Raw genomic sequence first — 19,195 nt, forward strand, 5'->3', positions numbered from 1 at the left:
CCCTACTTCTCGTACTTCGATTGCGATGAGCAGGCGCCACACTTGCCACAGCCCGCCTTGATCTCGCTGGCACGCAGCCCTGCCTGCGACAGCATGGCGCCGAGTGGTTCGAGCACCGAGCGCATGAATTCGGGCGTCGGTGCCGGGTGGTTTTCGAGTGGCGTGCCGCTGATGGGCACGAAGGGCACCACGAAGGGATAGACGCCCAGCGCGATGAGCTTTTCGCTCATCTCAAGAATCGCCTCGCGCGTGTCGCCGAGCCCGGCGAGGATGTAGGTATTCACCTGGCCACGCCCGAACACGGCGACGGCCGCTTCGAAGGCCTTCATGTAGCGCGCCAGTGACACCGTGGCCTTGCCCGGCATGATGCGTGAGCGCACTTCGGGCGTGACCGCTTCGAGGTGCATGCCCAGGGTGTCGATGCCGGCAGCCTTCATGCGCGCAAACCATTTGTCGTCATTGGGCGGCTCGCACTGACCCTGGATCGGCAGATCAACCGCCGCCTTGATGGCGAAGGCGCTGTCGCAGAGGATCTGCGCGCCGCGGTCGGACGTGGGCGGTGTGCCGGTGGTGAGCACCATGTGCTTGACGCCATCGAGCAACACGGCCGCACGGGCGACTTCGGCGAGCTGTTCGGGCGTCTTGTGGGCGATGGTGCGCTTGGCCGCGAGCGACTGACCGATGGCGCAGAACTGGCAGGCCGAATCGCGATGCTCGTAACGAATACAGTTCTGCAGCACGGTGGTCGCCAGTACATCGGAACTGTGCAGCGTAGCGATATGCGCATAGGGCACGCCGTCGAAGGTCTGCAGCGCATAGAAGCGCGGCTGCTTCGGAAAGGCGATGTTCGCAATCGGGATGCTGGCGCGCTTGAGCGTGATGCGACCGCTGGCGTCTGCCGCGTCGGCGTGGAAGGGCGAGGCCGAAGCGCTGCCGGTGTGCACCGGTACCATGATGGTGTGGCCGTCGACGGTCACCGCCTTGTGATCGGACGGCCCTGCGCCACCGCGCCGGCTGGCGGCGCCGGCATCGGGGTCAGGCAGCCTTAATCCCCAGGACTGCAGCTCGGTCATCAATTGGCGCGTCGCTTCGTTCGGCGCTGTGGGGCTCGGTGTGGTCATAGCTGTACTCCGGATTGAGGGCTGTGCCGTGCATGGGGCTGACGGTGGCAGCGGCTTGCGCATTGATGTGCAGACTGAGGAGTTCGGGGCGCGCGTAGTGGCCGACCGAATCCATCATGCGTTTGCGCTTGGTGATGAGCTTCATGTCGAGATCGGCAATCACCATGCCTTCACCTTCTCGCAAGGGTGGTGCCAGGTTCACGCCTTCGGGCGAGACGATGGCCGTGTGGCAGCCACCACGCAGCACGCGCTGCATGGCCGGGTCGGGTGTGATGGCGGCAATCTGCGCATCGCTGAGCCAGCCAGTGGCATTGACCACGAAGCAGCCGGATTCGGCCGCGTGATGGCGGATCGCCGCATCGATCTGGTCGGCGAAGATCGGCCCAACCATGGAGCCGGGGAACTGGCTGCAGTGGATCTCTTCGTGCTGGGTCATCAGCGCATAGCGCGCCAGCGGGTTGTAGTGCTCCCAGCAGGCCAGCGCGCCGACGCGGCCGACGGCGGTGTCGACCACCTTGAGGCCGCTGGCATCGCCCTGCCCCCACACCATGCGCTCGTGGTAGGTCGGCGTGATCTTGCGGCGCTTGAGCTTGAGCGAGCCATCAGCGTCGAACACCAGTTGCGTGTTGTAGAGGCTGCCGTGGTCGCGCTCATTGACACCGAGCACGACCACCACGCCCAGCGCACGCGCGCTGGCCGCGACGGCCTCGGTCACCGGGCCGGGCACGACCACCGCCTGCTCATAGAGCTTCAGGTGATCGGCCCCCATCGCCACCGCCGGCTTCACGAAGGAGAAGTAGGGGTAGTAGGGCACGAAGGTCTCGGGGAAGACGACCAGCTGCGCGCCCTTGCCTGCCGCTTCATTGATGGCTGCACACACCTTGGCGAGCGTGCCCTCGGGCTGCTCGAAGTCGGGTGTGATCTGGACCGCTGCGGCACGGATGACGGAGGCTGCCGGCATGTCAGAGCGTCCAGGTGTCGAGGATGAAGGCATTGGACTTGCGGTGCAGCAGCACCAGGTCCAGCACGTCGAGCGGATTGATCGGGCGGATGCCTTCGATCAGCGAGGGTTCGCCATGGCCGTAAAGCGCCTGCAGGGCGAAGCGGCACGCATAGACCTTGCCGCCTTCCTCGATGAACTTGGTGATCTGCTTATTGAAGTTGAGGTGGCCCGGAAAGGCTTCGTCACCCAGGGTCGGGAAGCCGCGTTGCACACCCAGGGTCACGCCCGGGCCATAGAGCAGGATCGAGGTTTCGAAGCCTTTGCGCTGCAGGCGCGTGGCCTGCAGCAGGTTCACGAAACCGATGGAGCCTTCGAAGGCCACGGTGTGAAAAGTCACCAGCGCTTTTTCGCCGGGTTCGGCTTTCACGTCCTCAAACACCTTCTCTTCGTAATTGACGAGGAAGTCGCCTTTCTGGTGGGCGGGTTTGGTCACTACCGGCATGTTAGTTCTCCTGTTGATGGATTGGGCCTGCCGCACATGCAGCCTGCTCTGCCACAGCATTGCAGCAACCGTGCCATCAATTTCAGATCATCATGCGATCAATATGCAATCATCCAAGAGTGGAGTATCGGCCGACCATGAAAATATTCTGATGGCTTCTTAATACGCCAAAACACGGCGATATACCGCGATATCACGACTATTCGTTATGGTGCAAAAAAGCAGCCCAGCGGCACCGACTTGATGCAGATCAAACCAAAGAATTGCCAAGCAGCGTGCTATCCGACGAATCTTCAGCAAGAAAATGCAATCAATGTCAGAATTTCATGCAATCAATACGAGACAAGCCGCTCTACGCTTCCCCAAACCATGAAAAATCCGCAACAGCATTGGATCAAACAGATCGCCGAAGCCAACAAACCCAGTTATCTGATGATTGCCGACCTCATCGCCGAGGACCTGCGCGTCGGGCGCTTGAGCCCACGCGACCAGTTACCCACGTTGCGCGAGCTCGCTCAGATGCTGGGCATCAACTACACGACCGCCGCACGCGGCTATGCCGAGGCGCGCAAGCGTGGCCTGATCGATACCCGTACGGGGTCCGGTACCTTTGCACTGGGCAGCAGCCCGACCCTGCCTTTGCGCGGCGGCAGTGGCGCCGAAATGACGATGAATCTGCCACCGGAAATTGAAGACCCGGCCTTGCTGTCGCGTATCAGCGACAGCGCAGCTGCCGCGCTGCACGACTGCGACATCAATCTGCTGCTGCGCTATCAGGATTTCGGTGGCACGCCGACCGACCGGCGGGTCGCCACCAAGTGGCTGCGTGAATTCATTCCCGATGCCGAGTGCGAAGAAATTCTCATCTGCCCCGGCATTCATAGCGCTCTGGCGGCGTTGATGTCATTGCTGGCGCGCCCCGGCGAGATGATCTGCGTCGAGTCGCTGACCTATCCAGGCATCAAGGCCATCGCCGCGCAACTGGGCGTCAAGCTGTTTGGCTTGCCGATGGATCATGGCGGGGTCAAAGTGCGCGCTTTTGAAGACGCCTGCAAGACGCTCTCACCCAAGGCGCTGTACCTCAATCCCACCATGCTCAACCCGACCACGCAAACCTTGGACCTGCAACGTCGCGAAGCCTTGGCTGACATCGCCCTGCATTACAGCATTCCGATTATCGAAGACGACGCCTATGGCATGCTGCCAACGAAACCAGTTCCCGCGTTGGCCACACTCGCGCCAGCGCTGACCTATTACATCTCGGGCATGTCCAAGTGCTACGGCGCCGGCTTGCGCACCGCGTTCGTACGCTCACCCACGCCACGCCAAGCGCAGCGCCTAGCGGGCGCGCTACGCGCCACGACCGTGATGGCCTCACCCGTGACGACAGCCATCGCAACACGCGCCATCAACGACGGCACAGCACAGGCGGTGCTCACGGCGATCCGACAAGAATGCCAATCACGCCAGGCGCTGGCGGACGAACTGTTGGCAGGCTACGCCCACAGCAGCCACCCCGAGGGTTTTCATTTGTGGCTGCCCGTCGAGGAGAGCTGGAACGTGGTCGAATTCGCCTCCTACCTGCGCACACAAGGCGTAGGCGTCGTCGCCAGCGCGGCTTTCAGCACCGATGCCAACCCGCCCAACGCTGTTCGCATATGCCTGGGCGGCCCCGGTGGAAAATTTGCGTGCGAGACTGCGTTGCGATTGATTGCCGATACGCTGACGCATCCCCTGCATCCGCATGCAACCATGTTGTGAGAAGGGTTTAAAGCCTCAGTCTAGGGCGCCGCAACTTCGGTCGTGCAACGGCCTTCGTCAAACAAGGCCGCCAGACCACAGCTTGAGCCAAACATGCGCGTGCTGTTGTGCGCCACGCCGGGCACGATGAACAAGCGCTGCTTGAAAGCAGCGTCGCGCGGGAACTGCGCCGCGTAAGCAAAGTAGTAACGCCCGCGCTGCAAGCGCGAATCGCCCTGGGCTTCGCCCGCACAGCTTTTATCGAGCTGCGGGTGATGCGGATCCTTGTCCTCTTCGCCGAGCAGGTAGATCACATCATGCGCGAGATAGCGGCGCATCAGCGCGGCCGGATCCAGCGGCTTGCGTGCGTACGCCGGCAGATTCGCGCTCAAGCTGTACGGCCAGCGATCGACGCGCTCGCACTGGCTCGCATCCGCCGCCGCAAAGCCGCCAGCAGCCAGAGGCCGCAGATCATTGGCGTAAGCATAAGACGAGGGATTGGCCACCACGTAGCGCAGTCGCACGCCAGCCTGATCGACCAAGGCGCTCCCCTGGCCGAACAAGGCGTAGCGCTGCAAGTATTGCCCGCCCGCCGAATGTCCGGCGAGGACGATGCTCTGCAAATTGGGGAACAGCTGGCGATCGAGCAGACGCGCAAAAATGGCGTCCATCACCGCGTAGGCACTCAGCGGCGCAGGCGCCTGCGCCTTGAAGCCGGCCTTCCAGTCATCGACACCCCAGCGCAGGGTCAGCTCGGGCAGCTGGTGGGCGGCGACATCCTCGGCGATCAGGAATTGCGGCGTGATGATGATTGCATCGTCCGCAGCGCTAGGCACCTTGGCCGCGGCGCGCTCGCCGGCGAGCAAGTCATCGCGCGTGATGCCATGGACGACGATCAGCGCACGTCGAACCGCAGGCTGCGCTTGCGACCAGTCGCGACTGACATGGATCGGCAGCCGCCCCTGCCCCTCGCCAGCGCGCACATCCAGCCAGCCATCCTGAATCTTCGGCACCGCCTTGCGGGCGGCCGAACTGCCCGACTCCTGGGCCTGCGCGCCGGCAAGCCCGGTACACAGCAGCAGCGCTGTCAACGCGTATTTGATCAAGGCTTTTGCCACGCTCGCACCTCGTCGATGAAAACGCGAGCCTAACAGAGCTGCCACGTGCCGCGTGCAAGGACGCGGCACGTGGCAACAGACGAACGGGGATGCGGACCGATCAGGCCGCGTTGGCCAGGGTGCGCCGTGCCATGCCCACCACCGCCGCCGCATCGACGATGCAGGCGACACGCCCGTCACCCATGATGGTGACACCGGCAACCCCGGCAACGCGGCGGTAATTGGCTTCCAGACTCTTGATCACCACCTGGTGCTGGGCATTGAGCTGTTCGACGAAGACCGCCGCCTTGACGCCGTCGCTCTCGATGATCACGAGAATGCCGTCGGTATGTGCCGGATCATTCCCCGGCACACCGAAAGCCTCACGCAAACTGAGAATGGGCAAATACTCGCCACGCACCCTGAGCAAGCACTCCTTGCCGGAGATACTCTTGATCATCGAGGCATCGGGCTGCAGCGACTCGACGATGGCGTCGAGCGGAATGATGTAACGCTCCTCGCCGACGCTCACCGACATGCCATCAAGAATTGCCAGCGTCAGCGGCAGACGCACGGTGACGCGGGTACCAAGGCCGGCGGCGGAATCGATCTCGATACGGCCATTGAGCGCCATGATGTTCTTGCGCACCACGTCCATGCCGACACCGCGACCGGAGACATCAGTCACCACATCAGCCGTCGAAAAGCCCGGCTCGAAGATCAGCATCCAGACATCCTGATCGCTCATGTTGTCACTGACGCGCAGACCACGTTCGCGGGCCTTGGCGAGAATCTTGTCGCGCCGCAGACCACCGCCATCGTCGGCCACTTCGATAACCACATTGCCGCTCTGATGATAGGCACGCAGGGTCAGCGTGCCCTGCTCGGCCTTGCCGGCAGCCAGTCGCTCGGCCGGCGCTTCGATGCCGTGATCGAGACTGTTGCGGACCAGGTGGGTCAGCGGATCGGCGATGCGTTCGACCAGGGTTTTGTCGAGTTCGGTATGTTCGCCGGTGAGGAGCAGCTGAACTTTCTTGTCGAGCTTTTGCGACAGATCGCGCACCACACGCGGAAAACGCGAGAACACCGTACTGATCGGCAACATGCGCACCGACATGACAGAAGCCTGCAGGTCGCGCGTATTGCGCGCCAGCTGGTTGAGATTATTGAGCAAGTCTTCGAACAGCACCGGATCCACGCCCGAGGCAGCCTGAGTCAGCATGGCCTGGGTAATCACCAGCTCACCGACCAGATTGATCATCTGATCAAGCTTGCCGACGGCCACGCGGATCGAACCGGCATCCGTATTGGCGCTGGCAGCAGGCGTCGGTGCTGAGGCCTGGGGCGGCGTTGCGGGCGGCGTTGCGGCCGCGCTGGTGGGTGTGGCGATGGCGCGAAGCACGGCGGCCGGCGGTGGCACCTTGTCGGCATCGGCCGGCAGACTGCTGAGGTCGAAGAAGCCATAGCCGGCCTCCTGCTCACGCCGGATCGGCGCTGCAGCGCTCGGTGGCGTCAGCGGCTCGAAGAAACCGTAAGCCTCTTCTTTCTTGGGTAAGGGTTCGAAAAAGCCGTAGGCTTCTTCCTTCTTGCTCAGCGGCTCAAAGAAACCATATGCCTCTTCCGGTTTGGCGAGCGGCTCAAAGAAACCATAGGCGTCCTCTTTCGGCAGCACGGGCTCGAAAAAGCCGTAAGACTCCTCAGCCTTGGGCAAGGGTTCGAAGAAGCCGAATGCTTCCTCCGTGCTCGCCTTGCTCACACTGGCGGCACTCACATCAAAGAAGCCGTAAGCCGCCTCTTCCTGCGGCGCAGGTGCAGACGTATCTGCCTCGATGTGTGCCGGCGCGGATTCGCGGATGCACAGGGTCTCGGCATCGACGGTGTATTCGAGCAGCTTGTGCAGGGTGTCGGCATCAAGCTTGGTATGCAGCTGGATCTGGCTTGGCTCGCTGTCGCTGCCTGCACGCAGCACCGTCAGCTCCCCCTGCTCACGCAATTCGTTAAACAGGCTTTCGAGCAGGACAGCATGCCGATCGGGCAGACATTGCAACTGGAAATCGATCAGGAAACACGGCAGAGCGGGCTTGGCGTGTGAGGCACGCGGCGCTGCAGAGGCTGCCGACGGCGTACTGCTGGCCGCCATCGTCTCACCATTGAGCAAGGCTTCCAGGCGTGCGCGCACGGCGCGCGCCGCCTCATGATCGGCCACGCCCTGACCACGGTGTGCCGAGAGCAGGTTCTTGAGCACATCGCCGGCCTTGAGGCAGGCATCGACGATGGCGTCGGTCATCGCTTGCTGGCCGTTGCGCACGCGGTCGAGCAGGCTCTCCATGACATGGGTGACCTCGGTGAGGTCATCAAAGCCGAAGGTCGCACTGGAGCCCTTGATCGAATGGGCTGCGCGGAATACGGCGTTCACATCCTCCTCATCCGGTGCTGCGATATCCATCGCCACCAGCAAGGATTCCATGCTCGCCAGATGCTCGTCCGATTCCTCGAAGAACACCTGGTAGAACTGCGTCATGTCAATCGCCATGCCATACCCCTGAAGCGCGACAGATATTGGATTTCAGCACACGCAAGCCCGCACTCAGCCGATGACCTTGCGCACCACTTCGATCAGCTTCTGCGGATCGAAGGGCTTGACCAACCAGCCGGTGGCCCCTGCCGCACGCCCCTGGGTCTTCATCGCATCCGAAGACTCGGTGGTGAGGATCAGGATTGGCGTAGTCTGATGACTGGGCAAACCACGCAGACTTTTGATCAAAGTGATGCCGTCCATGCGCGGCATGTTCTGGTCGGTGAGCACCAGATCGACCGCGCGCTGCTTGCATTTGTCGAGGCCATCCTGGCCATCGACCGCTTCGAGCACTTCGTAGCCTGCGCCTTTGAGGGTGAATGAGACCATCTGGCGAATGGATGCCGAATCGTCGACCGTCAGAACAGTTTTTGCCATATTGCCTCCTGCGTAAATGCCATGTGTATTACTTGATACGCGTTTTTTCGCGTGGTGCCTCACCGGCTACCACCGATGAGTCAGCCGAAGGCGACAGCGCCTGCGGCTCCGTTGTGTCGGGCGTTTGCCCTTCGTGCAGCAAGACATCTTCCGCACGCTTGTTGAGTACCACAATGCTGATCCGCCGGTTGGTCGGGCTGTAGGGATCATTGCGATCAAGCGGAATAGTGGCCGCCAGCCCCGTCACGCGGACGATCTTGTCACTCTCCAGGCCGCCCAGTACCAGCTCGCGCCGACATGCGTTGGCCCGATTGGCCGACAACTCCCAGTTGGTGAAGCCGGTGGCGCCACCGGGGAACTGCGCAGCATCGGTATGACCGGCAATGCTCAGGCGATTGCCGAAGCGATTGAGTTCGGGCGCCAGCGCGCGCAGGATCTCGCGCGTGTAGGACTTGAGCTCGGCGCTGGCCGAGTCGAACATTGGCCGATTCTTCTCATCGACGATCTGCACACGCAAGCCGTCAGGTGTCATGTCGAGCAAGAGCTGGCGCTTGATCTGGCGCAGCGTCGGACTGGCCTCCACCATCGCCTCGATGCGCGCCTTCAGCTCCTGCATCTTGCTGCGCTCGATGCGTTCGGCCTCGGCCGTCATCTGCAACTTCAAAGCCGCAGCCCCGTCGCTTTGCAGGAACTTGGTACTGTCCTTCTGCTGCATCTCGGGCGGCGTCACCATGACCTTGGCCGCCGAACGTTTTTCCTTGAAATTGGAATTGGCGACGTCACCGACAGCGCGAGTCAGATCTTTGCCGCCCCCCTCAATCGGGCTGGAGGCAGCACCTGTGCCACGCCCGCCGTTGAGCGAGAGCTTGAGCGGGCTCTGGAAGAAATCGGCAATCCCCTTGAGGTCACCCTGCGTGGTCGAGCCGAGCAGCCACATGAGCAGGAAGAAGGCCATCATTGCCGTCACGAAGTCGGCATAGGCGATTTTCCATGCACCACCGTGCGCGCCGCCACCGCCCTTCTTGATGCGTTTGACGACGATGGGCTGCTGATTGTTATCCGCCATGATCGGGTCTCAGAGTGCCGTGTCCGCTCACTTGCCCTTACGGCTCTTGATGTCCTCTTCCAGCTCGGCAAAGCCCGGGCGATCGGTTGAGAACAAGACCTTGCGGCCGAACTCCACGGCCACCTGCGGCGCATAGCCATTCATGCTGGCCAGCAATACCGTCTTCATGCACTGGTAGATCTTGCCTTCTTCTTCGCAGATCTGTTCGAGCTGACCGGCAATCGGCGCCACAAAACCGTATGAAATAAGGATACCGAGGAAGGTGCCGACCAGCGCACCGCCGATCATCTTGCCCAGCACTGCAGGCGGCTCACCCACCGAGCCCATCACGTTCACCACGCCCATCACCGCGACGACGATACCGAAGGCCGGTGTCGCATCGCCCACCTTGGAGATGATGTGCGGTGCCTGGTGCGCCTCAAGGTGATGCGTTTCGATTTCGACATCCATCAGGTTCTCAAGCTCGAAGGCATTGAGATTGCCGCCCACCATCATGCGCAGATAGTCGGTCAGGAATTCCATCACGTGATGGTTGTGCTGCAGCTTGGGGTATTTGGAGAAGATGGCGCTGCTGTCGGGATTCTCGATGTCGCCTTCAATCGACATCAGGCCTTCCTTGCGCACCTTGGCGAGGATTTCGAACAGCATGGCCAGCAGGTCCATGTAGACCGCCTTGTTCAGACCGGAGCCCTTGAACACCTTGGGCAGTGCGCCAATCGTGCCCTTGATCGCCTTGATGCCATTGCCGGCAACAAAGCCGCCGATGGTCAGACCCACGATGGCGATGTACTCCATCGGCACCCACAAGGCCGCCAGACTGCCGTGCACCGAGTAGGTTCCCAGTGCGGCCCCCAGAATGATGACGTAGCCAATAATCAGAAACATCGCTTCGACCCCACGAACAAGCAGCTACATCGGCTGAAATGATTGATCCAATCCCCTGTTGGGTATCGGCTCCACGCGCGCAAACTTAAGGCACAAGCGCGGATCAATCGAATCGAGGCAGTGCTGATGGCAGGCCATGTGCTAGCCAGAGGCAGAAATGATGATCCGCGAACGGCAAAAAAAAACGCCGCCAGACATGCTGGCGGCGGCTAACTCCCTGCAACGCAGGAAGGAGGTCAGCGGTGAAACCGGTCGAATCGCTCGGGAAAACCCGGATCAGACCGCGATTTGCAAACTGTCGCTAGCGGCCGAACGGCCTACTGCACGCTTACCCTTGCCGGCACGCGCCGGAATATGACAAAGACCGCAGACATAGCCTTGCGTCGGGTCGTAAGCGTGGGCCACAAAACCGCCGCCGCACTTGGTGCAGCAGGCCAGTTGCAGCATCTTGGCGTCGAAGAAGCGCACCAGAGTCCAGGCCCGGGTCAGGCTCAGCACCTGCTCCAGATCATTGGTCTCGGTGTGGTCGCGATACATGCGGAAGGCCTTGAGCGTGGCATCCAGGCCGCGCAACTCGGTATTGCGATTGATGAAACCGAGGAAGGACATGAACAGCGAGGCGTGCACGTTTTGCTGCCAGGGGATGAACCAGTCGGTCGAAAACGGCAACATGCCCTTGGGGGGCGATTCGCCACGAATTTCCTTGTACAGCTTGAGCAGGCGCTCACGCGACAAACCGGTTTCGGATTCGAGCATCTGCATGCGCGCGCCCAGTTCGATCATGTTCATCGCCAGCTGGGTTTCGCGAGCATCCTGAACGAGACTTTTCATGCGCATGGCAATCCCCTCAGGCGAGATGACCAACCGGCTGCGCAGCAGCGAGGATGGTGGCATGGATACGGGCGGCCTGATTGTCGCGATCATGATTAGACAACAGGTTGAGCAACAGGACGTCGTCAAAACGGAACTGACACAGGAGCATGTCGCAGGCCGCCATACGCAGGATCTGACCCGGCGCCAGATTGCTGATCAGATCGGCGACATCGCTACCAACGCCCAGCTTCATCATTGCGGCTTCGCGGTCAGCATTGAGCATCTGCTGGGCGAGCATGAGATAGGCAAGATTCAGGTCTCTGATCTCATCGTTGATATTTGCTGCCATGTTCGACCCCCGTTTTTTTCATCCCACGTATCAGGAGCTGATACGCCATGGAACGCATTGTTCCCCGAAGAACGCGAGGGTCCTATCAGGGGGGGGCGGAAAATGATGTACAAAGGCGAACGCCACCCCGTGTAAGAAGCCGTCTTACAAGGGTTGGTCGCACTGCGGTTAACACGAAGGAGCAAGCCTGCATTTTCACTTGCTTGGCAATCTATCGGCCGGCCTTGAGACGGCTTGAGAAAATTTCTAAAAAAACTTTTAAGAATTTGTTTTTATTGAAATTTATTTCATTAGACAGGTGCCGCCTTTCAGGCAACTCAGTGGCCGGGCGGATGCATCTGCATGTTGGAGATGCGGTTGCGCCCTTCTTTTTTGGCGACCTCGACCGCGTACTCCGCACGCCTGATCAACGTGTCAGCATCGCTGATGCTGCTGTCGCGTGTCGCCACGCCCAGGCTGATGGTGAGCCTGAGTTTAAGCATGCCGGAGACGATGTCTGCGCCCTCGACGGCTGCGCGCAGCCGCTCGGCGCAGGCTTGCGCCGCCTCGATGGCGGTATCCGGGCACATCACCAGGAACTCATTTCCCCCGGTTCGCGCCACCATATCCTGCGTACGCAAAGCTGAACGAATCGACTGACACACCTGACGCAATACCGAGTCCCCGACCTCAGGGCCGTAGGCATCATTGACACGCCGGAAGTGGTCGATGTCGATCACGATGCAGGACAGGGGTCGGCGATTGCGCGTGGACGCCGCCCACTCCTGCAACATGCGATCGATGAACAAGCGTCGATTGGGAAAGCCCGTCAGCGGATCGATCATCGCCACTTCCTGCAGGCGACGATTGCTGACTGCCAGTTCGGCCGCGAAGTGGCGCATCTCCTCGCGGTCGCGCTCCAGCTCCTGATGCAGACTGCTGATGCGCCGGCCGGCATTGAGACGGGCCAGTAACAGACGCGGACTGACCGGCTTTTCGACCACATCATCCGCGCCCTGCTCGTAGGCCAGCACCTTGAATTCCTCATCGACGCGCTGACCGAGCAGCAATACGAACAGTCCGCGGCCGATGCGCGTGTGGCGGATCTGCACCAGCAAGTTCTCGCCACCCTGCTCCAGCAGGACATCATCGATGATCAGCATATCCGGCTCATAGTCGATCACCAGCTCGATCGCCATGCCGGTATCTTTGGCCGTCGACACCTCATAGCTGGCGTCGCACAGCAATTTCTCGATGGCCGTGCGGACCACCGTATCAGGCATGGCCAGCAACACCCGTGGCTTGGTCGGCGCGGCATGCGGCACCACATGGCGGGTCGCTGCGATCGGGCTGAACTCCGCTTCCGGCGGAAGCTCCGCCGCATCCGTCTGAACGGCCGCCAGATGCAGACTTTCGAAGGAAGGCAAGGGGCTGGCTTCAACATTGAGCAGCACGCACCAGTCCAGCCAGGATTTGACGGTGTTATCGCACAGCTCGGTTGTGGCGACTTCGTCAAGACTCAGACGCGAGCCGAGCATCAGCATGCGCCGAGTCAGCACACCGCGCTCCTGCTCGGACGCCACGCACAGCGCGCCGGTCGCATTGGCCAGCAACAGGGTATCGGTCACCGCGCGCTCGCGCGAGCCCTCAGGGTAATCGTGATCACTGGAAATCGCGCTCTGGTAAGCCGCCTCGGTAAAGACACGCGGCATGCCCCAGTCAGCCAGCATCGCAGCTCCCAGCTCGGCGTGGTTCATACCGAAGCGGCGCGACTCCAGCTCCAGCTGATTGAGCGATGAATCGGCCGCCAGCTCGCGCAAGATGGCCCCGCACTCGGCCGGATAGAGCGTCACCAGCGCCAGCTCGCCAATCCGCGCGAGCAGGCCCAGGCAATAGATTTCGTCCGGCGCAGCCGCACGCGTCTTGAGCGAGATGAGCTGGGTCATCACCGCAGCAGCCAGGCTGGAGGACCAGAAATTGGCGTAATTGAATTCCTGACAAGTCCCGACGCGGTAATTGGTCAGCAGGGAAAAACCCAGTGCCATGGTGCGCACGGCTGGCATGCCGAGCACGGTCAGCGCGTCCTGCACCGAGGCAATCGGGCGCCGCCCATAGCCAATGACGCCATTGGCAGCCTTGATCAGGCGACCGACAAAAGCCGGATCGGTGCGGATGATGCGCGCCATTTCGGGCATCGACACATCATCCTGATTGGCCAGACGCATGATGGCGAGCGCGACGCCCTTAGGCGAGGGCAAATCGCCCGAAGCCTTGATTTGCTCGAATCGTGTGCTGTCTATCGGTGGCGCCATCTAAAAAAACCTCATTGACTTGCCCCGCGCCCGCTCGACAATGGAGTTCGCGCCGGGCGGCGGGATGCCTTACGTTTTCAGGCTGACTGGAGGTGATAACGGCGTTTACACCTATGCCTTGAGTCGTATCTTTCACTCGCCCGGAAATGGCCCGCGCAGCGTCGCGAGCGCTTGCGCTAGAATTAGCCGCAAATGCCTGCCAATCAAGCACCTCCACCACCCGAAATCCACTTCTGCACACGCTGCGGCGGGCCGGTCAGCCTGCGCGTTCCGGCCGGTGACAGCAATCTGCGGCACGTCTGCGATGTCTGCGGCAATATCCATTACCTCAACCCCAAGGTCGTCGTAGGTACCCTGAGCGAATGGGAAGGCAAGGTCATGCTCTGCCGGCGCGGCATTGAGCCACGCTATGGGTTGTGGACCCTGCCGGCAGGTTTCATGGAAATGGGCGAGACGACGGCGCAAGGCGCGCTGCGCGAAACCTATGAAGAAGCCTGTGCGCGGCCGGAGCTGATCGACTTGTTCACACTGATCAACGTCACCCACATCAGCCAGATCCACATGCTCTACCGGGCACGGCTGCTGACGCCGGACTTTGCCGCTGGCGAGGAGTCGCTGGAAGTCCGTCTGTTCGATGAAGCCGAGATTCCCTGGGAGCAGATCGCTTTCCGCTCGATGGCCGCGACCCTGCGTTGCTACTTCGAAGACCGCGCCCGCGGGCAGTTCCAGTTCCACCCGATCGACCTGCCGCCGCCCGAAGCGGGCTGAACACGTCAGCGTTCGACCAGCAGATCGAGCGCAAACGCCTGGCCGGACAAAACCGCCGGCACCGCCACCGCACGCAGGGCAGGAAGCAGATCGGGGTAAGCCGCCAGCTCGCCGCGCACTGCCAAAAGCCGGCCATCGGCCGCGTAATCACACCACAGCAGATCACTCGCAGGCGGCCAGGCAGTGGCCGGCAGGCGCTGCAACGCTTCGGCCAAAGCCAATCGCAAGGCCACCTGCGCCTCGGCCGGCGAAGCGGAGCGCAAAACAGACAGCACAGGCGGCGGTTGCGTGTCGAGCTGGCCCAGCGCCTCATGCGCGCGCTGCGCAGGCGCTTGCGCAAGCGCCACAGCTGAGCGCTGCATCGGGGTTGGGGGTAGCTCCTGCGCTCGCCGCGCGCTTGCCGGCGGCTTGCTGGCGGCCTGATCCGGCAAACCAGGCGCCACAGAGGCAGCCGGCTCAGCGGGCGGCGCCCAGCGCAGCTGCAAGGGTCGCGGATCGGGACTTGGCGCCCACTGCGGCCGCCGCATCCAGTCCAGCACACAGCCGTGTACCAGCAGCGAAGCGCCGATTGCCCACAACAGAACACGCATCCAATGCCGCATCGTCATCACCAAATCGAGGTTGATGGAGTAAGCTCGCGACAGATAAGCTAGTGCGGACTTTGATTTTACGGAAACTGGACAGGCACTTACACCCGGAGCAGCTCTGCCATGCAAGCATCGCCATTGCAAGCACTGCACGACCATCGACGACCGATGATCCTCACGCTGGACATGCACGGCCAGCCCCACCGCTGGGTGAACTGGCAGCATGCGCTGTTCTATTACGCCAAGAATCTAGTCGCCTGGGATGCGGGCGAACAATGCTTCACCTTCATCGGCGGTACCTCCCGGCTCACCGGCGAGCGCTCGGCGATGACCGCCAACAGCATCATCGCCATCAAGGGCCGCACCCTTCCCGCACGCAGCTTGCTGCAGACCCCGCCGCTCTCCAACCGCGAACTGTTCCACCGCGACCGTCAGATCTGCGCCTACTGCGGCGTCGAATTCACCCCCCAACGCCTCACCCGTGACCACATCAAGCCGGTCTCGCAAGGCGGCGCCGACACCTGGATGAACGTTGTCACTGCTTGCCGCAGCTGCAACCAGCGCAAGGGCGGCCGCACGCCCGAGCAGGCGCGCATGCTGCTGCTGTTTGCGCCCTACGTGCCGAACAAGGCCGAATACCTGATTCTCTCCAATCGCAGCATCCTGGCCGACCAGATGGACTTTCTCGCCCGTCACCTACCCGCCCAAAGCCGATGGCGAATCCCACCATGAACCTCGCCGCAGCAGACCTCATCGGCTACCTTGCCGCCAGCCTCACCACCTCCGCCTTCATCCCCCAAGCCTGGCTCACCTGGAAGACGCGCTCCGCCGCCGGCGTCTCGCTGGGCATGTATTGTGTGTTCACCACCGGGGTCGCACTGTGGCTGATCTACGGCCTGCTGTCCGAAGCCTGGCCGGTCGTGGCCGCCAATGCGATCACCCTCAGCCTGGCCACATTCATCCTGGGCATGAAGCTGTGTTTTGGCGGTGCGCCCCGCAAGCCGCATGGAATAGGCTTGAAAGATGGCGACTTTTTCCGCCATCACCTGACGCCCCGCCTCGCTAGTATCGAGCCTATCGTCGCCTGCCCGTCGCCCCTCTTGCGCCCCTGCGCCTGAAGGCGTGCTGCATACGGCAGCACACACACCAAGCGAGGGGCTTGCGCATGAATCATGACCTGATTGCCTTTGAATCCAGCATCGAACGCTTGATCGATGCCGGCGAATTCGACAGCGCCCTGGCCGCGCTGCGCGCCCTGGTCGAAGCTGTCATCCATGATCCGGCCGCGACCGGCAGCGTACTGCGCTCGCCGACGCTCGACGCAATCTGCCAGCGCATTGGCGCCATCTCACTCGATTACGTGCGCAGCGAAAAGCTCTGCCCGCCCCCCGCTGAACCACAGGCGGAGGTGATCATCCTCGCCACCGAACTGCACAATGTCGGTGGCCACTCGCGCGTCGTCGAAGACATCATCCGCGCCCTGCCGGACAAGCGCGTACTGATCCTGCTGACTGATTTCTTCTGCAGCGACTACGCGTTCGGGCTTGATCGCTTCACGGCTCTGGGCATCGAAGTCCGCCGCCCGGAACGCGGCCAGTATGTCGAACACCTGGCCTGGACGCAGATGCAGCTCGCATGCCACCCGGACGCCCAGGTGATGCTGTTCAATCACCATGCCGATGTCGCCGCCATCGCAGCGATCCAGCCAGGCCTCAATCGCGAAGTGTTGTTCTGCCACCACGGTGACCACCACCTCTGTCTGGGTGCCAGCCTGAACTGGACACGACATGTGGACCTGTTTGCCGCGCACTGCGTCGACTGCCGCGCCAACGGACTCGCGGCCGAATTCTGGCCCTTGTCGGTCGATGATCCGGGCGCGCGTCCGCACGATGCCCAGCACTTTCTCGCCAACGCTCAGTTGCTCAGCTGCAGCAGCGGCCACGATGCCAAATTCCTGAGCCCCTACCCCTTTCACTACTGGGACATCCTGCCGCAATTGCTCAAGACCAGCGGTGGTAGCCACGTACACATCGGTTCGTTGACCGAGGACATGCTGGCAGCCATTCATCAGGGGCTGGCAGCCGAGGGGCTGGCACCCACGCGTTTCGTGCACATACCCTGGGTGGACAATGTGGGCGAGACGCTCAAACAACTGGGAGTCGATCTCTACATCGGATCATTTCCAATTGGTGGCTCCCGCGCCTGTATCGAAGCCATGGCCGCCGGCATTCCGATCATCACCCATCGCCACATGCTCTACCCCATTCTGGGCAGCGATGGCGCCGTGGGCGACAGCCTTATCTGGAGCTGGAGCACCCCCGAAGAATTGCTGAGCCTGGTTGCACAGGCGACGCCGGCCGCGCTGGCGCAGCAAGCACAACATGGCCGTGACTGCTATCTGCGTTACAACGCGTCCGGCAGCTTCCGCGCTGCGGTGCGTGGTGAACAGCGCTTCGAGCCTGACGCCCGCCACCAACGACCGCCCGGCGACCCACTCGCCAGCTACCTGCTGCGCAGCCAGATCCGCCAGGAAAATACCGCCGAGGTTTTTGCGCTGCTGGACGCCATCGGCAATCAGGACTCCACCAGCGACACCTCTCCTCTGGCTCGCGCTCGCGCCCTGATCGAGGCTGGCCATCTCGCCGAAGCCAATGAAGCACTGATGCAGGCACTCGAACTCGCCCCCGAAGACCCGCAAATCCTCTTCGAGCTGGGGCGCCTGGCCTTTCTCGGCAAGATGCCAGAAGAGGGCTACAACATCCTGCAACAAACTGCGCAGGCGCATCCTGCCATTCTCCCGGCGATCGAGCAGCTGGCGCAGACCCTGCTCAGCGCGGGCGATACGCAGAACGGGCGCCTCCTCCTCAGCCTGCTGCCTACAGCAACCCGAGCGCAGCCCAGCACGTCCGCCGAGGCACTGGCGCGCGGCCGCTCGCTAATCGAAGCGGGTCATCTTGGCGAAGCCAACGAGGCACTCATGCAGGCGCTTGAACTCGCGCCCGAAGACCCCCAGATCCTCTTCGAACTCGGTCGCCTGGCCTTTCTCGGCAAGATGCCCGAAGAGGGCTACAACATCCTGCAGCAGACCGCGCAAGCACATCCGTCCATCCTGCCGGCCATCCTGCAATTGGGACAGGACATGGTCAGTGCTGGCGATATGGAGAGCGGGCGCCTTATCCTGAGCCTGCTGCGCGATGCCACCAATGCGCAGCGCCCTTCCGGCACGCCGGCCGATGGCCTGGCGCGCATTCGCGGCCTCAGCGATGCCGAATGGCTGCGCGTGCTGTGCGACAGCCCGAAGTTTCTGGACTATCACGGATTCATCCTGCCCGGCTTCCCGGACGAGCAATTCCAGATCAACACCATGGGCAGCAGCAACGAGCAAGCCATGCAGGAGGCAGGCCTGTTCTACCGTGCCGTGCTGCCCTATGTGAATCGCATGCGCCCGCTGGCGACGCGTACCCTGCTTGATTTCGGCACTGGCTGGGGGCGCTTCCCGCGCACCTTCGTGAAGATTTTCGAACCGCACAACATCCACGGGATCGATGTCGACCAAGCCATGGTCGATGTCTGCCGCAACAGCTTCAGCTTCGGCCATTTCTCCCGCTGCGAGCCCTTCCCGCCGACCCACATCGAGAACGAGCAATTCGATCTGATCACCGCCTATTCGGTGTTCTCGCATCTCTCGGAAGATGCCGCCAACGGCTGGATCAAGGAGTTCGCGCGCATTCTCAGGCCAGGCGGCCTGGTCGCCTTCACCACGCAAGGACGCGACTTCATCGACCAGTGCGCCTACTACCGCCAGCAGAGTACGCTGAGCCATCCCTGGCACATCAATCTCGCCGCCTCGTTCACCGACGCCGAGGCCTGCCGCGCTGCCTACGACCGTGGCGAGTTCCTGTTCGCCGCCACCGGGGGTGGCGATGCGCGACCATCGAGTTTCTATGGCGAAGCGCTGATTCCGCTGGGCTACATGCTCAAGCACTGGAACGCATATTTTGATGTACTGAGCTTCATCGATGATCGCAACATCATGCCGCAGGCCTTCACCATCCTGCGTCGCAAGTAGGCCCTCATCCA

Annotated in this window: 17 protein-coding genes; 5 read left to right on the forward strand and 12 right to left on the reverse strand. The window is 62.0% G+C overall.

Features of this window, described 5'->3' with window-relative positions; all coding sequences use genetic code 11:
* Window positions 1-2: 2 nt before the first annotated feature.
* Genes ABDB84_RS04165 through ABDB84_RS04175 form a run of 3 tightly spaced genes read right to left on the reverse strand, consistent with a single transcriptional unit; the run spans window position 3 to window position 2,566 of the window.
* The gene (locus ABDB84_RS04165) at window positions 3-1,121 is read right to left on the reverse strand and encodes an MSMEG_0568 family radical SAM protein (protein WP_345918433.1); all 1,119 of its coding nucleotides are present in this window, start codon (window positions 1,119-1,121) and stop codon (window positions 3-5) included.
* On the reverse strand, window positions 1,036-2,082 hold the full coding sequence (locus ABDB84_RS04170; RefSeq protein ID WP_345918434.1) for a Nit6803 family nitrilase: 1,047 nt from the start codon (window positions 2,080-2,082) through the stop codon (window positions 1,036-1,038). The genes ABDB84_RS04165 and ABDB84_RS04170 overlap by 86 nt, the downstream gene beginning before the upstream one ends.
* 1 nt (window position 2,083) lies before the next feature.
* On the reverse strand, window positions 2,084-2,566 hold the full coding sequence (locus ABDB84_RS04175; RefSeq protein ID WP_345918435.1) for an MSMEG_0572/Sll0783 family nitrogen starvation response protein: 483 nt from the start codon (window positions 2,564-2,566) through the stop codon (window positions 2,084-2,086).
* A 369-nt stretch (window positions 2,567-2,935) separates the two neighbouring features.
* Between ABDB84_RS04175 and ABDB84_RS04180 the strand changes: the two genes are divergently transcribed.
* Window positions 2,936-4,327: an aminotransferase-like domain-containing protein gene (locus ABDB84_RS04180; protein ID WP_345918436.1), complete on the forward strand. Its 1,392-nt coding sequence runs from the start codon at window positions 2,936-2,938 to the stop codon at window positions 4,325-4,327.
* 20 nt (window positions 4,328-4,347) lie between these two features.
* On the opposite strand, the gene ABDB84_RS04185 is transcribed toward ABDB84_RS04180, so the two are convergent.
* The 8 genes from ABDB84_RS04185 to ABDB84_RS04220 form a co-directional block, all read right to left on the reverse strand.
* The gene (locus ABDB84_RS04185) at window positions 4,348-5,424 is read right to left on the reverse strand and encodes a hypothetical protein (RefSeq protein ID WP_345918437.1); all 1,077 of its coding nucleotides are present in this window, start codon (window positions 5,422-5,424) and stop codon (window positions 4,348-4,350) included.
* Window positions 5,425-5,524: 100 nt separating this feature from the next.
* The gene (locus ABDB84_RS04190) at window positions 5,525-7,936 is read right to left on the reverse strand and encodes a chemotaxis protein CheW (protein ID WP_345918438.1); all 2,412 of its coding nucleotides are present in this window, start codon (window positions 7,934-7,936) and stop codon (window positions 5,525-5,527) included.
* A 54-nt stretch (window positions 7,937-7,990) separates the two neighbouring features.
* Window positions 7,991-8,356, reverse strand: coding sequence for a response regulator (locus ABDB84_RS04195; RefSeq protein WP_345918439.1), 366 nt, complete (start codon window positions 8,354-8,356; stop codon window positions 7,991-7,993).
* A gap of 28 nt (window positions 8,357-8,384) precedes the next feature.
* Entirely contained in the window at window positions 8,385-9,422 is a 1,038-nt protein-coding gene (gene motB, locus ABDB84_RS04200; protein WP_345918440.1) for a flagellar motor protein MotB, read from the reverse strand.
* A gap of 27 nt (window positions 9,423-9,449) precedes the next feature.
* Window positions 9,450-10,307 (reverse strand): flagellar motor stator protein MotA, encoded by an 858-nt coding sequence (motA, locus tag ABDB84_RS04205; protein ID WP_345918441.1) that lies wholly within the window; start codon window positions 10,305-10,307, stop codon window positions 9,450-9,452.
* 276 nt (window positions 10,308-10,583) lie between these two features.
* Window positions 10,584-11,144 (reverse strand): flagellar transcriptional regulator FlhC, encoded by a 561-nt coding sequence (gene flhC / locus ABDB84_RS04210; RefSeq protein ID WP_345918442.1) that lies wholly within the window; start codon window positions 11,142-11,144, stop codon window positions 10,584-10,586.
* Between the two features lie 10 nt (window positions 11,145-11,154).
* On the reverse strand, window positions 11,155-11,469 hold the full coding sequence (flhD, locus tag ABDB84_RS04215) for a flagellar transcriptional regulator FlhD (protein WP_345918443.1): 315 nt from the start codon (window positions 11,467-11,469) through the stop codon (window positions 11,155-11,157).
* Between the two features lie 317 nt (window positions 11,470-11,786).
* Entirely contained in the window at window positions 11,787-13,760 is a 1,974-nt protein-coding gene (locus ABDB84_RS04220) for a sensor domain-containing diguanylate cyclase (RefSeq protein ID WP_345918444.1), read from the reverse strand.
* Window positions 13,761-13,985: 225 nt separating this feature from the next.
* Between ABDB84_RS04220 and ABDB84_RS04225 the strand changes: the two genes are divergently transcribed.
* Window positions 13,986-14,528, forward strand: coding sequence for an NUDIX hydrolase (locus ABDB84_RS04225; RefSeq protein WP_345918985.1), 543 nt, complete (start codon window positions 13,986-13,988; stop codon window positions 14,526-14,528).
* A gap of 5 nt (window positions 14,529-14,533) precedes the next feature.
* On the opposite strand, the gene ABDB84_RS04230 is transcribed toward ABDB84_RS04225, so the two are convergent.
* Window positions 14,534-15,118 carry a hypothetical protein gene (locus ABDB84_RS04230; RefSeq protein ID WP_345918445.1) on the reverse strand — a complete coding sequence of 195 codons (585 nt, stop codon included), beginning with the start codon at window positions 15,116-15,118 and terminating at the stop codon, window positions 14,534-14,536.
* A gap of 120 nt (window positions 15,119-15,238) precedes the next feature.
* Here ABDB84_RS04230 and ABDB84_RS04235 point away from each other — a divergent pair, with 120 nt between their 5' ends.
* The 3 genes from ABDB84_RS04235 to ABDB84_RS04245 are packed head-to-tail and all read left to right on the forward strand — an operon-like array spanning window position 15,239 to window position 19,184.
* The gene (locus tag ABDB84_RS04235) at window positions 15,239-15,847 is read left to right on the forward strand and encodes an HNH endonuclease (protein WP_345918446.1); all 609 of its coding nucleotides are present in this window, start codon (window positions 15,239-15,241) and stop codon (window positions 15,845-15,847) included.
* A complete protein-coding gene (locus ABDB84_RS04240; protein ID WP_345918447.1) occupies window positions 15,844-16,233 on the forward strand; it encodes a SemiSWEET family sugar transporter in 390 nt (129 codons plus the stop codon). Before ABDB84_RS04235 ends, ABDB84_RS04240 begins: the two co-directional genes overlap by 4 nt.
* A gap of 47 nt (window positions 16,234-16,280) precedes the next feature.
* Window positions 16,281-19,184 carry a methyltransferase domain-containing protein gene (locus ABDB84_RS04245; RefSeq protein WP_345918448.1) on the forward strand — a complete coding sequence of 968 codons (2,904 nt, stop codon included), beginning with the start codon at window positions 16,281-16,283 and terminating at the stop codon, window positions 19,182-19,184.
* Window positions 19,185-19,195: the final 11 nt, after the last annotated feature.

The organism is Uliginosibacterium sediminicola (genome assembly GCF_039631295.1).
Taxonomy (GTDB): domain Bacteria; phylum Pseudomonadota; class Gammaproteobacteria; order Burkholderiales; family Rhodocyclaceae; genus Viridibacterium; species Viridibacterium sediminicola.